Source organism: Romboutsia maritimum, assembly GCF_002251085.2.
GTDB lineage: Bacteria > Bacillota > Clostridia > Peptostreptococcales > Peptostreptococcaceae > Romboutsia_B > Romboutsia_B maritimum.
In genome coordinates this window covers 24,476-38,223 of sequence record NZ_NOJZ02000024.1, presented here as the reverse complement: position 1 = coordinate 38,223, position 13,748 = coordinate 24,476, and the positions used below count along the sequence as shown (strand labels likewise).

The window sequence follows — 13,748 nt, the reverse complement described above, 5'->3', positions numbered from 1 at the left end:
TAATAATCTTATTAATATTATCTTTAGTGGAGGTGTTAGAATTGTTTAACTTTGGTGCTGGAATGGCATTTGCTTATACTGTAATGGAATTTGTTGCTCACTTCATGTAAAAATTAATTTTTTTATAAGGACATGCAACTTTTAATATACCGCTCGCATATCGTAGTAGTGAGCTACGCAACGCAGACGAAGTCAAGTAAGAAGCTGTACTACGAAGAACCTAGCTAAATCATGTGTTTTTATAAACTCTTCAAATTTGAAGGGTTTCTTTAGTTTTTGTAGAATATATTATCGAATTATATTTTTATAATTCATTGAGTTTTGAGCTCTATGGAGTAGTGATCCTGGAGCTCTTTTAATTTTGTTTAAACATTTTCCTCCATATCTTTTTTTATTAATATTTTAATATAGGTTGATATACCCATTATTTCAGCTTGTTTTAGCATATAATTCATTAACTCTATTTCTTGTATATTTTCTTTGAAGGAAATCTGAAACCTATTGCCTTTTTTCGCTTGACTCATTAAACTTCACCACCTTTTCATTATCTATAGTTAATATATATGGGAACTTCATGAAAAACTTGCCTGTCCTCAATAAATTTTTATAAAAAATAAGAGCAAGATTATTCATCATGCTCTTAAATAGTAATTTTATTATTTCGTTTCTGCTTTTACTTTTTTATTTTTAACTATACTAAATATTAATAATGCAGCGAATATTAGATTTAATATTGACCATATTTGCAAATCAGCATACGAACCTACATTAGCTAATCCAGTTATTCCGCCTATAACATAAAATACTATCGCCGTTATCAAAATTCCTTTGCTATTTTTAGATACTAAAGTTAATATTCCTGCTATAAGCATACAAATTGCTAACATAATACCTGCACTTCCACTTGCTTCTCCGTTTGCTGATATTGCATTTCCTAATCCAGCTATCATACTTTGAAATGATACTATTAAGAATAAGACAATACTCATTATTCCTATAACTTTTTTCATAAAATCTCCCCCTTTTTTCTTTACCTAATAATAATTATACACAATTTTAATGTTATTTTTTGTCAAAGTTTGTAATATATGAGTAATAAAACTATTCTGAATCTTACTAGTTTTATCCGATAAATTAATATTTTTAGATATGCATAATAAAAAAAGCTAGTACATCCGCTCTGTACTAGCTTTTATAATAAGGGAGATATTCAGCATATAAATGAAAAATGTTGACTTGTATATTTAAATTCTATCCACTATTTAAATTTATATACATTATTTACTATTACTCTTTTAATTTTCCATTCCCTTCAAATTTATATTTTTTATCTTATAAATATTTACAAGCATTCTTCATAGTAATAAATCTATTACTATCTTCCTTATTTCCACCTATCTGAATTATTTCTTTCACTTTTAATTTAGCCACATCAAAATCTGATTTTTTCATCAAAGGACATTGATGTTTTTGGCTAACTAATACCGCACTAAATAAATCTGCATCTCCAAAATATAAAACTATCTTATCCATATCAAAATCCTCCTTAGTTTCTATACATATATTTTTATTTAATATTCCTTCTGCTATCAGCTTTGCAATCTTGTCATATCCTAAATTTTTAGCTATATTACAATCATTAGCATTATCACAGAAAAAAGCTTCTATTAATACAGCTGTAGGATTCGTATCTCTTAGAATGTATAAATCTTGTCTTTGCTTAATACATCTATCCCTAAATACTGTTTTAAGTCTACTTTGTATTTGTTGTGCTAGTTGTTTTCCTCTGTTATTATCAAAATGTAAAACTTCTGCCCCATAACCGGCACCATTGGATGCGTTTAAATGGAATTCTACTAATAAATCATAGTCTCCTCTGTTTATTCTAATAATTTTATAAAGATATTCTTCTCTAGAGCTTGTAAATACATATTCTGGACACTGAATAACAGTAACATCATGTCCTTCTTTTCTAATTAACTCAGCAACTTTAGGAGCTAATATCTTATTATATTCATACTCATTTACATATCCACTTGCACTAGTTGTATTACTATTTTTAAGCTTACTGTGTCCTACCGTTAAACATATTTTCATACTAAACACCTACTTTCTCTAATATCTTATCTACTTTAGTTTCAGTTCTAGTTACATCTTGCTTTAAATCTGTAGCTATTACTTTTACACTTTCAGCTAGTTGCTCATTTGTAGCTAATAATTTAGCATTAGTTTCTAATATTTTATCCTCCCTCGCCCTATCGGCATCTTTATCTATTCTTCTTTCTTCCCTGTCTGCTTTATCTTTATTATTTAAATACATTCCAAGTGCTACACAGCATGCAATTGGAAAGCCTACACTTTGTACTAATGTTGTAAAATCCATACTTCAACCTCCTTAAATTTACATAAAAAAAGAGCCCTTCCAGGTTCTATAATTTCTCTAACTTAACTACATATTGTCCAGATATCAACTTAATCCTTAGTTCATTTTTCGCTTCTCCAATAAAACTTCCTTTCCATCCTGTGGCTTCTGTCTCTGCTGAAAACTCTATCTTATCTCCTATATTAACTTCATAAGTATATTTTTTTACATCATTTTTCCATGATGTTGATTCATATTTTCCTGCTATAGTTGAATTAAGCATATAGTACCTGTCTCCAGCTACATTGATATCTATAACTAATAATCCAGCTTTAGTTACTGTAGCTGTAACTTTACCGCCTTTACCAATCATATCAAATGAGTTATCTGTCAATTTTATCTTTTCTACATCTGATGTTGCTAAAGTAAATTCTGCTGACTCTGATTGATATAAGAATAATTCGTTTAAGATAGGTGTATTAGTTATGTTAGGTATTAATTTATTTGAAACAGTTCCTCCAACTTCACTTGGATAATCTGGTAACGTTATTAATCCATTAACATGATTATATGTAACTCCATTCACTTTAATTGATGTGGTTAAACCATCTTTGCCATCTGTTCCATTAATACCATCTTTACCATCTTGCCCTTTTTCTCCTTGGGAACCTTGTGCTCCAGGAGTTAATTGTATATTCTTAATATCTTCTGCATTTTGATTTATAGAATTAACCATAGCATTTAATTTATTAGCTGTAATTATATCTCCACTTTTCCAAACTAGATTTAATTTACCTTCTGTAATTTCAAATAACTCAACTTCATTAGATAATGTAGCATAGTCAACTTTAGCACTATCAACTCTTGCTATTTGTGCTTCTGTTTTTTCACCTTTAAGCCTTGGCTTTACATCAAAATTGATAGGCGGTATTGTAAATTGATTTTCTAATTCATCCATTATGTGAAATTGAAGTTGATATGTTCCTATTTCATCTAATTCATCTGTTAAATCTGATGTTATAGTAAATTTAATCTTATCATCTACTATCTCTATACTACCTCTATCTATTTCCTTACCTGCTGGATTTACTATAGTTACACTAGAGTATGCTCCTGTTAGTCCGTTTAAAACGCTTGGTGGATTTCCTTTTTCAAAACGATATTTATAATCTGTAACTTTAAAATATATATCTATACCTCGGTCATTTTCATATATGAATAACTTCTCATTTAATGTTGCTGTATCTTCTTTTATACTTATTATTAAATCTCTACTTATTGCCATGTGTTCACCTCTTTTGAATATTAAAAAAGAGTCTCTATTGAGACTCTACATTAAATAAATCCATCCTAAAGCTTCTGCTCTTTCTATTTCTTTATCTAAATCTATTTCTTCATAAGATTGAATAACTATATCTTGTAAATCTACATAACATGTATTCTCTTTGTAATCTATCGCTATATCCTTTGCCCTATATAGCCCATCAAAATTTGTAGAAGTTTCATAAAATTCATCTATAATAATAGTTCCTTCTCTAGGTATAACATCACTGTTTAAAGTTTTTTCGATTTTTTCTATTCTTATAGTTTTATGAACCTCTTTAAGCATAATGTTTTGACGCAACACTATTTTCATTTAAATCACTCCTTTTATTTATAATTCTACATAAAACGAGTAATTCCTTCTTTATTTAACAATAAAAAAAGAACCTTATTGGTTCAAACTACTTAACTTCTTCTATTTTGTTTTCTCCTAATGCTTCGCTATGCATTAATATATAATCTTCAACAGCTTTTCTATAATCTACATTAACTACATCATCAAGCTGCATCACTCTGTCTCTTAACGGATTTAACCCACCACTTATTATTCTTTCTGCTAATATTCTAACTACTATTTCATTAGTCATTATAATATACCTCCTAATTTTTCATTTTCAAGTAATAAAACTTGATTTTCTAATTCTTGTATCCTTTTTTCTTCTTTGCTTGGCTCTTGCTCAACTACAGGAATATCTCTATTGAAAAATTCTAATTTTTTTGTTTCTAAATTAACTCTTGCTGAATTAAATCCCTTTGAAAGTTTTTCGTATTCACCATATTCCAATTGAATTAAACCTATTTCATCAATTTTAAACTTTTTAAGTTTGGTATAAAAATTATAATCTTCTTCCATTGAAGTATTTCTTATATCTCCAATCGCGTCACATTTTATCAAAATACTACAACCTGTATTTTTATGAAAATATATCTTTGAACCTATTTTCATAGAACCAACTCCTTTCTATATTTTAATAGCAACCCATTTGTAATCGGGAGAAGTCCAACTTATAACAGGTAATCGAAATCCTGCACTATTAACAAATAAATTATCTTTTAATGCAAAAGTTGCTGTTTTACCCGAAGCTGTCTGGTCTAAATAATATGTTCCACTAAAAATTATCTTTGGAAACTCAAACATACTATTTTTACAATAAACGGTAAAACAATATTTACTTTCGGGATTGGCTTCCCAAATAAATATATAATCTGGTTCAAAAGTTAATGCATTTACAGAAATTGTAGGTGTATAACCATGCTTTGCATCATTCTTATAACTATAAAATCGGTCTTCACCGTCAGTAACTGAACGACCTGTCGCATATTTATAAGTACTCGGTATTATATTTAATACTTTATTTATTAATGTATTTAAGCTACTAGAAGCACTTACATTAACATTTTTATTTACTAAGTTAGTAGCTAAATCATTTTTTAAAGTTTGTATTTTGCTAACTTGTTGTGGAAATGTATCACTCGCAAGCAACGGACTTCCAACAACAGTAGCTATACTACTTTTACCATCACTTGCAAACGTAAAAAGCTCATCTAATACCTTATCCAATTTATCTGATGTAAAATGATTATTTGCATCTTTTACTGTTATTGCAGTATCTTCAAGTTTCATATTATTAACTTTATTTTCTACTTCTAATATTTTATTAAGTAAATTACCGGCTTCATCTTCTCCTAATATTCCTTTTATTTCTTTGAACCAATTATTAAAATCTTCTTCGAATCTATCAGTTAAAATCGTACTATCTACTTTTATAAGAGAATTAACCATTCCACACACATCACTATTCATTCTTGTATCTGTTATATTGCTTTGAGTTATGCTTGTAACTCCTGCATTAACTGTTATTGTTGCTATGCCTAATTCGTAAGCATCTGCATTTCTATTTAAATCAGGAGGTGTTGGCGAACTTGCAAAAGTACCTTTTTTAATATAGGTTTTCATTTCTCTATTTACAAAATCTAACTTAACTACAACTCTATCTATTCTACTTAATGCAGAATCAGAATAATCTACTTTTAGCTGTAAATTATCTGTATTAAAATAAAAATAACCATTAATCCAAGCCTTTCCTGGACTAACAGTTATTGTCATGTCTCCATTACTAATTACTTCTAAATTCGTTTTAGGATTAGGAAATATACCATTCTCTAAGAATGAAGCAAAGTATTCAGCGAACTCACTTGATTTATATTTCCTATCTCCATTTAAAGATGTAAAGAAACTGCTCTTTTCCATATTCTCACCTCATTTTATTTTTAATTTTATCTATTATGGTAGGAATGTTATTTCCTATAGTAAGTTTTATTTCCAAACCTTCTTCATTGTAAGTTTCTTCTATAGTTGTAATTCTCTCATTAAGCATTAATCCCCATTTTTTGTTAATAATACTTACTTTATCTCCTAAGTCATAATCAATTCTATACTTTAATGAATTTACATTCAATAACTCACAATCAAAAGTTTTTATTCTACTAAACTCACTAAGTTTTTCTTTTCCTCTTTGCTCTAGTAAACTATTGTATTCATCAGCATCCAAAGGGCATTCTTCCCCTCCTTGAGTTCTAGTATCTGAAATATCCCTAGCATCAACAAATAGTTCATATCTATCTAAGTCTTTATTTTCAATGCCTAATGATAAAGTCTTTCTATTAGCATCCTCTCCTGCTCCAGCGACTAAAACCATATTTCTATAATTATTATCACTTTCAACATATTTCTGTTTATTTATATTTTCAAACTCTGTACTAAATATAGCTTTAGAATTAACTTCTTGATTATTTGTTCTATCTAATCCTTGATATACCTCAAATATATATTCTTTGTTAATTAAATCTAAATCTACTCTATATCCTAATTCATTTGTTTCTGCTATGCTCTGTAATTCCTCGAGTAATGGTTTATAATGGCTTAAATAATCTATCTTATTACATAGTTTATTATCTATCCCATTTACAAAGTTGGATATCTTTCTGTTTGTATCGGCAGGATTTATACAGTTGATATTTACATAGTTTCTCATAACTGTTTCTGCATTGGCTTTTTGCTGTTGCTTATATAATGTAATTCTTCTGTCCAACCACTGTGTCAGCGAAAATCCTTGTACAACCAGCTTCTCTACACCTTCCTCGTTCTCTTCAAGTTCTTTATGCTCTATAAACATAGCTTCTTTTGTATTATCTCTTTTCAGAAGTATATTTCCTTTCTTAAGCAAATTAAATTGCTCGAAGTTAGGTATAATCTGCATAGAAAAAGTGCTTGATTTATAGTAATTACGTTCCCAAATCAAGCACTCATATTTATCAATAACACCAAGTCTATTAAAATTTGTATCTAATACATAAAGTTCCATACTACACCCCCAAATAATAGTTAGTGTAGTAAATATATACTTCTAACTGTTCTATTAACTCTTCTGCATTGTATCGAATTACATTGTCACCTATATCTAACCGCATAAAAGTAGATTGTATATCTAACAAGTTGAATATATTACTAGTTACACCATTTAAATAACTTTCCACTCTCTTATTACCTGTTCCTGTAGTTACCGTTATTTCTTCTCCTGCTTGCATTGTTTTATTTATCTTTATAAATTCTTTAGTGTAAACATTGTAAATACTAGGATTTTTAACATTAGACTTTGCTCTAAATACTACCTTAATTGGTGTTTCTGCATCACCTTCATTACAAATATTAGTAACTATAGAGTTATTTTTTATAGATACTTCTTTTCCTTCATTTTCAATTTCTAAATCAAAGAAGAAGTTTCCTATATCATTACCAAAATCAATACGATTTTCATTTAAATCTTCAAAGTATGGTAATGGCATCTTTATTTGTATTTGAAACTTAGTTAATTCATTTTTAATTTCATAATTCATATCGAAAGTTGGTGCTTGTACTACTCGTAAGTTACTTGCTCCTCTTTCGATAGCTTCTGTATATATTTTCATATGACCTTTAAGCTTAGGATTAAATACATTATATAATTTTCTCTTAAGTATATTTCTTTGCTGTTCATTTTCTATAAGCATATAACAATTAAGAGTTAATATTCTTTCATTTAACATTACATTATTAATACTTATACCATCTTGATATGCAGATTTAGAACTAACTATTTCTCCTTCTAATCCATCAAATCCCTCACAAGAAAATAAAAAGAGAGGTGCTTCATGATCTAATGTTATAGATTGCCCTCTCTCATTTATATATTCTATTTTATCTATCAATTTAGCACCTCACTTATAAATTAAATTGCATCCCTAATCTTCTCATTTGAATTTTATCTTGTTGTTTCAATTCCTTAATTGATGCAGGCTTAGGACTATTATAAGTATTTTCTATTTTTACACTTGATTTAGAATTAGAAGCTATTGTTTTAGCTAACTTATCATAGTCTATTTCGACTTTTATATCTTGTCTAATATCTTCTTTGCTTCTACTAGCTGTTCTTGTGGCTATTTCATTAGAATATGCTAGAGCTTGTAAATTTTCATACATTACTCTTGAACTCATTAGGTTTCTTTCTAATTCTCTGCTTCTTCTTCCAGTTTCTCTACTTACTTCTCCACCACCAGATGCTTCATCTACTATAGTTGTTATTTTTATAATTCCTTCAACTGGTTCAGCATAAGCTTCTCTAATTCTATCCCATGCATCTATTGCATTATCAGCCATTATGTTTACATCTGCTGTTATTATCAAGCACATTTTTTTTATATTTTGAATAGCTGTATTAGTTATATTAATAATAAAGTTATTTATAAATATTAAAAACATATTTAATTTTTGTACCATACTATCTATATTTAAAAGATACGTTGCTGTAACCTCGTTACATAATTGTGCAAATGCTTCTATATCTTCTGATAGTTTATCTATGAATGTTTTATCTGAATTGTTAGGATTTACATATGCTCCTAATATTTCAGATAATCCACCTAAACTTTCTTCTAAGTTTCTTTGTAATGTAGGCATTTCTTTATCTATTCCTACACCTATACCTTTTACTATATTAACACCTACAATATCACGCATAACTCTAGAAGGTGAATGTATTCCTAAAGCTGATTTCATTCCATCTAAGATTCCTGTTGCAAAAGACGAAACTTTTCCGTATAACCATCCTGCTGCTCCACTTATACCATTCCACAATCCTTCAACTATATTTTTACCTATATCTAGCACTTTGCCTGGTATAGAACTTAATCCATCGACTATATTACTTCCAAAGTCCTTCGCTGCTTGTATTCCTTTAGATGCGAAATCCGTAGCAAAACTTATAGCTTTGGATATAGCTTGACTTAGGAAACCCCATACTTTTCCTGGAAGTTGTTGCATAAAAGAGGACACATTATTTATAAACTGACTACCAGCTTCTATCGCTTTTTGTACCATCTGAGAAGTCCATTGTACTGCTTTCTGAAAAGCTGACACTAGGAAACTCCATATCTTTCCTGGTAACTGAGTAAAGAATCGAACTATACTACTCAAGAAATTAGTTCCTACTTCTATAGCTTTATTTAGCATATTACTACCCCATTCGGTAGTTTTCTGAAAAGCTGATACTAGCCATTGCCATATCTTACCAGGCAATTGAGCAAACCACTCCCCTATACTCTCTATCCATATAGGAACATTAGTTACGAAATAATTCCATGTGTCTGATATCCATTGGGCTATTTTACCAATTGCAAATCCTAATGCGAAACCTATTTTATATGGTAGTTGAGCGAACCATTCTCCTACACCGGTTATCACATCAGAACACCATGTAACGAATGCGTTAAAAGTATCAGAACACCATGTTCCTATATTAGTCATAGTAGTTGTTAACCAAGTTCCTATAACTGTTGGCAATTGGGCAAACCATTCTCCTATACCCTGTATAAACTGTGGTATAGTTTCTGTTACGAAATTAGATATTGCCGTTCCCCACTCATTAAACTTATTTATAACAGTTTCTACTGCACTACTGCACCATTCCTTTACATTATTCCATAAATCAACCCAGAACTCTTTAAAGCCATCACAGTGATTCCATAAATATACAAACCCTGCTACTAATGCGGCTACTGCTGCTATCACGAGTGTAATTGGATTAGCTAACATAAAAGTCCATAAACTACTAAGCGCAGGTATTAGAGTATTCATTATTAATGTTTTTAATATTAGAAATGCAGTTTTTAATTTTGATATCATTCCACCAAGTAGAGAGAATACAGGCGATAGACTTCCTATAGCTCGGGCTATTGAACCAAATACCATCAGTAAGGGTCCTAAAGCCGCGACTACTCCTCCCGCTTTAACCACTATATCCTTCATAGAAGGACTCAGTTGGTTGAACCAATCCACTAGTTTTTGAATCCATTCAGTTAGGTCTTTTATCATGGGTAATAAAGCGTTACCTATTGATATTGCTGCCTCCTCTAGCGCAGACTTAAGGTTATCTATCTGGCCATTAAGGTTATCCTGCATTACCTCAGCCATCTCTTTTGATTTACCAGTGGAATTATTTATTGCATCACTTAATTTGTTAAAATCTCCTTCACTCGCATTTACAATTGATGCCCACCCTGACATGGATTCTTTACCAAAAATAGTAGATAAAGCTGCTGCTTGAGTAGTCTCATCTAATCCACCCAGGTGGGTTCTTAGATTTTGCATAGTACCCATGAAATCAACTTGACCATCTTTCGTCTTAGCAATCTCTATGCCATACTTATCCATTACTGCGGCTGCATCATCAGTAGGCTTTATTAGATTAGATAAACCTGCTCTTAGAGCCGTACCTGCTTGGCCACCTTTTATCCCTGAGTTACCCATTAAACCTATAGCTAGAGAAAGGTCCTGCATGTCTATTCCTAAAGCACCAGCAACTGGTCCTACATACTTCAAGGACTCTCCCATAAGTTCCACATTGGTATTAGAGTTAGACATTGTGGCTGCCATAACGTCAACAAACATTCCTGTATCTTTAGCTGTAAGACCTAACCCTGTAAGTCCATCTGTTACTATATCAGACGTTAACGATAAATCAGTTCCACCCGCAGCTGCTAGGTCTAAAACTCCAGGTAGTCCATCCATCATATCTTGAGTCTTCCAACCAGCCATACCCATATAGTTAAGGGCATCTGCTGCTTCACTTGCACTAAATTTTGTGGTAGCTCCCATTTCTCTGGCCAGACTTTCTAACTTTTTCATGTCCTGCCCGTTAGCTCCGGTGACAGCTCTAACTTTACTCATAGAGGATTCAAAGTCAGCCGCAATTTTAACACTAGCCGCTCCTATTCCTGTGAGTGGTAATGTTACAAATTTACTCATATTAGAACCTACATTTTGCATAACTTGTCCTGCAGCTTGGAATCTATTCCCCATACTTTGAGAACTATCTATCATTGTACGCATTTGACTTTGTGCTGTTTGAAATCCTCTTTGCCATCTGTCTGTATTTAACTCTAAGTATCCTATAGCACTACCTAAATTCATACCCATTTATACACCCTCTTTCATGTGTACATCTAAGAATGTTTTTCTAGTTCTATCTTCATTTTCTGCATCTTCTCTCCAGCTAGGTACTTGTTTATCTTGCAATTGAGTAATTATATACATGCAAGCTTCATCAAAACAAAATGCAGTATATTCATCTTTTATCCTAGATATTTCAGAAGGCAATTTATTGAACTTCTGTGCTTGGTTGATTATTCTCATTATTTGTTTGCTGTTTACGAAAATTCTCTAATGCCTTAACACCACCTTGAGTATATATAAGTATTGTCATTAGTTGGTCTTGTGTTAAATCTATACCTAATTCTTTTATTTGGGAGTATGTAGGATTAACTAAACAACTTTCTGCAAGTGTTTCCATTAATCCAAACATTTCTTTAAATGATTTAATATCTCCAGAATCTACTCTATCAGCGGTTTCTTTTGTTTTTCCGTTAAATACTTTCATAGCTACTGACATTAAGCTGTTAGGTATTTTATTATGCATCATTAAATCAACTAAGTTAGGCTTTTTAACTTCTGCTATCAATTCTGTTCCATCCTCAAATGCTCCTAAATTAACTATTTCTGCTTGTTTAATTGCTTTTAATTGTTCTAAACTTGTTACTTGTAACATATATATCAACCCTTTCATTTTTTATTTGTAAAATAAAAAGTCCCTAAAAAGGGACTTAATTAATCTTGCGGTAATGTGTCTACTACTTCTATTTTGTATGGAGATTGACCGTTGGCTGGTCTACTTTTTACTGTATACTCATTACTATAATATTCTCCATCTTTAAAATTCAAAGGAACACTAGCTCCTTGGCCATTTGGGAATGTTACTTTTGCATATCTTCCTGTTGGGCCATCTTCCTTAACCTCTTTAGAATATATAACTGTATCAATTTTCTTTTTAGTAAGTGATTGTCCTATAGGTGGTGCTGTGTAAGATTTAAATGTTGTTCCATCCTCTTCGTAATTTATAGTGCCTCCTTGCATAACTTCTAGTAACTCTGGGCACATAACATTATCTTTGAATTTTAAGTCATATCCTAATACAGTATCTTCTTGAGGAATATTAGCATAAACTACACCTTTTATTTTTAATGTTTGTTCTTCTCCTTCACTTACTATTTCCTCTGTGCTAACTTCATCGGATGTCTTAAATTGATACATATCATTAGTTCCATTCACGATTATTTGCACCATTTCAACATTTGTAAGTGGCAATTGATTTAATTTTTTAGCGGCCATTAATAAAACCTCCTTTGTTTTTTTTTGTAATAACTTAATCTAGTGAAATATGCTTGCTTTTCATCATCAGTTATAATAGGTAATGGATCGTAAGCTATTTCATAATCTCCTATATCATACATAACTTCTTCTATTTCATTTTTAAAACTAATCATTGTACTATAATTAGATATCGGAACATATACCCATACCTCAATTAATTCTTTATTTATATTTTTTTCTAAAGTTTTACTAGTTCCCATGTCTTTTAATACTAAATATTTATCTTTGCATATTCCACTATGTTGCCCTATCCAATATACTGTGAATCCTTTAGATTGTAGCTTTCTTCTTAAATCAGTAAGCATCTTTTCACCTACTTTAATATTCTATCTAGTCCTCGCATAATCTTAGGACTGCATTTGTTTATTGTCGGTGTAATTACAGCATATTTTCCCTCATTACAAAGTTCTAAGTATATACCATAATCAACACCATGCGATAAACTTATTCTAAGTAAATTTCCTTGCCATTCATAATCACCTTTTAATCGGTTTCTAGCTTGATAAGTTCTATCTTCCCAAGGATGATTATTCTTAGCTTCATTCTCTAATGTTTTAGCTGATGTATCAGCAAATAATCCAAGTGCTGCTCTAGTTTTTATCTGTTGTTCTGCTAAGTTCCTAAATAATTGTGCTCCATCAAATCTAAATCCCATTATTTCACCAACTTTAAATTTAAATCTAAGTAAACATTCATTCTATTTTGATTACCTAAATCTTTTATTTCAAACTTATCGTTATCTATATAAGCTATATCATTTTCTTTTATTTTCATTGTTTCATCATCATATACAACCATTAAGAATTGTTGCTTATTCCTTTTAACTTCGCCTTTATCCATAGATATGCTAGTTACTTGATTGTTGCCTTCATGGAATAGTCCTGTAACTTCGCATATAACAACTTCACCTTCTGGCTCTCCAAACTCATTAACAGAATTTCTTTTTATAATTGCCTTAGTAGGAAGTTTATTTATAGCCTTAACTATTTTAGGTTTAATCTTATTAGCTATCACAGGCATCTACTTCCATTTCTTTTGTATTTCTTAGCTAGTCTTAACCAATACTGACTATTGTTAGCTAATTGTAATCCTCCTGGCAAAGATATGCTATCATCTTCTGCTTTCAGTAATAAACATTCGTAAGCTGTATCATTCATATCGCCTTCATTTTTAGTTAGATAAAACTCTAATTCTTCATCTGTAAAAAAGGGAGAACTTTCCTCCCTTAATATTATTTTAAGCTCTTCTAATTCTCCCATA

19 protein-coding genes are annotated in these 13,748 nt (G+C 30.6%); all 19 read right to left on the bottom strand.

Annotation, left to right across the window (positions count from 1 at the left end; all coding sequences use genetic code 11):
* Positions 1-365: 365 nt before the first annotated feature.
* A complete protein-coding gene (locus tag CHF27_RS14265) occupies positions 366-524 on the bottom strand; it encodes a hypothetical protein (protein ID WP_158534761.1) in 159 nt (52 codons plus the stop codon).
* 132 nt (positions 525-656) lie between these two features.
* Positions 657-1,010 (bottom strand): hypothetical protein, encoded by a 354-nt coding sequence (locus tag CHF27_RS11285; RefSeq protein WP_095405403.1) that lies wholly within the window; start codon positions 1,008-1,010, stop codon positions 657-659.
* A 322-nt stretch (positions 1,011-1,332) separates the two neighbouring features.
* On the bottom strand, positions 1,333-2,097 hold the full coding sequence (locus CHF27_RS11280) for an N-acetylmuramoyl-L-alanine amidase (protein ID WP_095405402.1): 765 nt from the start codon (positions 2,095-2,097) through the stop codon (positions 1,333-1,335).
* Between the two features lies 1 nt (position 2,098).
* On the bottom strand, positions 2,099-2,383 hold the full coding sequence (locus CHF27_RS11275) for a hypothetical protein (protein WP_095405401.1): 285 nt from the start codon (positions 2,381-2,383) through the stop codon (positions 2,099-2,101).
* A gap of 46 nt (positions 2,384-2,429) precedes the next feature.
* Positions 2,430-3,647 carry a hypothetical protein gene (locus tag CHF27_RS11270; RefSeq protein ID WP_095405400.1) on the bottom strand — a complete coding sequence of 406 codons (1,218 nt, stop codon included), beginning with the start codon at positions 3,645-3,647 and terminating at the stop codon, positions 2,430-2,432.
* 45 nt (positions 3,648-3,692) lie between these two features.
* Positions 3,693-3,998 carry a hypothetical protein gene (locus CHF27_RS11265; protein WP_095405399.1) on the bottom strand — a complete coding sequence of 102 codons (306 nt, stop codon included), beginning with the start codon at positions 3,996-3,998 and terminating at the stop codon, positions 3,693-3,695.
* Positions 3,999-4,086: 88 nt separating this feature from the next.
* Positions 4,087-4,272 (bottom strand): hypothetical protein, encoded by a 186-nt coding sequence (locus CHF27_RS11260; protein WP_330409793.1) that lies wholly within the window; start codon positions 4,270-4,272, stop codon positions 4,087-4,089.
* Positions 4,272-4,631 carry a hypothetical protein gene (locus CHF27_RS11255; protein WP_095405397.1) on the bottom strand — a complete coding sequence of 120 codons (360 nt, stop codon included), beginning with the start codon at positions 4,629-4,631 and terminating at the stop codon, positions 4,272-4,274. The genes CHF27_RS11260 and CHF27_RS11255 overlap by 1 nt, the downstream gene beginning before the upstream one ends.
* A 15-nt stretch (positions 4,632-4,646) precedes the next feature.
* Positions 4,647-5,936, bottom strand: coding sequence for a hypothetical protein (locus CHF27_RS11250; RefSeq protein ID WP_095405396.1), 1,290 nt, complete (start codon positions 5,934-5,936; stop codon positions 4,647-4,649).
* Positions 5,937-5,940: 4 nt separating this feature from the next.
* Positions 5,941-7,050, bottom strand: a complete 1,110-nt coding sequence (locus CHF27_RS11245) for a siphovirus ReqiPepy6 Gp37-like family protein (RefSeq protein ID WP_095405395.1) — start codon at positions 7,048-7,050, stop codon at positions 5,941-5,943.
* A 1-nt stretch (position 7,051) separates the two neighbouring features.
* Complete coding sequence (locus CHF27_RS11240) at positions 7,052-7,933, bottom strand: phage distal tail protein (protein ID WP_095405394.1); 882 nt, start codon at positions 7,931-7,933, stop codon at positions 7,052-7,054.
* A 13-nt stretch (positions 7,934-7,946) separates the two neighbouring features.
* Positions 7,947-11,198: a phage tail tape measure protein gene (locus CHF27_RS11235; RefSeq protein WP_095405393.1), complete on the bottom strand. Its 3,252-nt coding sequence runs from the start codon at positions 11,196-11,198 to the stop codon at positions 7,947-7,949.
* Positions 11,199-11,378: a hypothetical protein gene (locus tag CHF27_RS11230; RefSeq protein ID WP_095405392.1), complete on the bottom strand. Its 180-nt coding sequence runs from the start codon at positions 11,376-11,378 to the stop codon at positions 11,199-11,201.
* A gap of 1 nt (position 11,379) precedes the next feature.
* A complete protein-coding gene (locus CHF27_RS11225) occupies positions 11,380-11,826 on the bottom strand; it encodes a hypothetical protein (RefSeq protein WP_095405391.1) in 447 nt (148 codons plus the stop codon).
* A 59-nt stretch (positions 11,827-11,885) separates the two neighbouring features.
* Positions 11,886-12,446: a hypothetical protein gene (locus CHF27_RS11220; protein ID WP_095405390.1), complete on the bottom strand. Its 561-nt coding sequence runs from the start codon at positions 12,444-12,446 to the stop codon at positions 11,886-11,888.
* Positions 12,446-12,793: a hypothetical protein gene (locus tag CHF27_RS11215; RefSeq protein WP_095405389.1), complete on the bottom strand. Its 348-nt coding sequence runs from the start codon at positions 12,791-12,793 to the stop codon at positions 12,446-12,448. The genes CHF27_RS11220 and CHF27_RS11215 overlap by 1 nt, the downstream gene beginning before the upstream one ends.
* Before the next feature lie 8 nt (positions 12,794-12,801).
* Positions 12,802-13,143, bottom strand: a complete 342-nt coding sequence (locus CHF27_RS11210) for a hypothetical protein (protein WP_095405388.1) — start codon at positions 13,141-13,143, stop codon at positions 12,802-12,804.
* A complete protein-coding gene (locus CHF27_RS11205) occupies positions 13,143-13,502 on the bottom strand; it encodes a hypothetical protein (protein ID WP_095405387.1) in 360 nt (119 codons plus the stop codon). The genes CHF27_RS11210 and CHF27_RS11205 overlap by 1 nt, the downstream gene beginning before the upstream one ends.
* A complete protein-coding gene (locus tag CHF27_RS11200; protein WP_095405386.1) occupies positions 13,499-13,747 on the bottom strand; it encodes a hypothetical protein in 249 nt (82 codons plus the stop codon). Before CHF27_RS11200 ends, CHF27_RS11205 begins: the two co-directional genes overlap by 4 nt.
* Position 13,748 lies beyond the last annotated feature (1 nt).

What these genes read in the sequence shown, in the direction of transcription:
- CHF27_RS14265 (WP_158534761.1), bottom strand. Translation starts at nt 524, where the DNA reads ATGAGTCAAGCGAAAAAAGGCAATAGGTTTCAGATTTCCTTCAAAGAA.
- CHF27_RS11285 (WP_095405403.1), bottom strand. Translation starts at nt 1,010, where the DNA reads ATGAAAAAAGTTATAGGAATAATGAGTATTGTCTTATTCTTAATAGTA.
- CHF27_RS11280 (WP_095405402.1), bottom strand. Translation starts at nt 2,097, where the DNA reads ATGAAAATATGTTTAACGGTAGGACACAGTAAGCTTAAAAATAGTAAT.
- CHF27_RS11275 (WP_095405401.1), bottom strand. Translation starts at nt 2,383, where the DNA reads ATGGATTTTACAACATTAGTACAAAGTGTAGGCTTTCCAATTGCATGC.
- CHF27_RS11270 (WP_095405400.1), bottom strand. Translation starts at nt 3,647, where the DNA reads ATGGCAATAAGTAGAGATTTAATAATAAGTATAAAAGAAGATACAGCA.
- CHF27_RS11265 (WP_095405399.1), bottom strand. Translation starts at nt 3,998, where the DNA reads ATGAAAATAGTGTTGCGTCAAAACATTATGCTTAAAGAGGTTCATAAA.
- CHF27_RS11260 (WP_330409793.1), bottom strand. Translation starts at nt 4,272, where the DNA reads ATGACTAATGAAATAGTAGTTAGAATATTAGCAGAAAGAATAATAAGT.
- CHF27_RS11255 (WP_095405397.1), bottom strand. Translation starts at nt 4,631, where the DNA reads ATGAAAATAGGTTCAAAGATATATTTTCATAAAAATACAGGTTGTAGT.
- CHF27_RS11250 (WP_095405396.1), bottom strand. Translation starts at nt 5,936, where the DNA reads ATGGAAAAGAGCAGTTTCTTTACATCTTTAAATGGAGATAGGAAATAT.
- CHF27_RS11245 (WP_095405395.1), bottom strand. Translation starts at nt 7,050, where the DNA reads ATGGAACTTTATGTATTAGATACAAATTTTAATAGACTTGGTGTTATT.
- CHF27_RS11235 (WP_095405393.1), bottom strand. Translation starts at nt 11,198, where the DNA reads ATGGGTATGAATTTAGGTAGTGCTATAGGATACTTAGAGTTAAATACA.
- CHF27_RS11225 (WP_095405391.1), bottom strand. Translation starts at nt 11,826, where the DNA reads ATGTTACAAGTAACAAGTTTAGAACAATTAAAAGCAATTAAACAAGCA.
- CHF27_RS11220 (WP_095405390.1), bottom strand. Translation starts at nt 12,446, where the DNA reads ATGGCCGCTAAAAAATTAAATCAATTGCCACTTACAAATGTTGAAATG.
- CHF27_RS11215 (WP_095405389.1), bottom strand. Translation starts at nt 12,793, where the DNA reads ATGCTTACTGATTTAAGAAGAAAGCTACAATCTAAAGGATTCACAGTA.
- CHF27_RS11210 (WP_095405388.1), bottom strand. Translation starts at nt 13,143, where the DNA reads ATGGGATTTAGATTTGATGGAGCACAATTATTTAGGAACTTAGCAGAA.
- CHF27_RS11200 (WP_095405386.1), bottom strand. Translation starts at nt 13,747, where the DNA reads ATGGGAGAATTAGAAGAGCTTAAAATAATATTAAGGGAGGAAAGTTCT.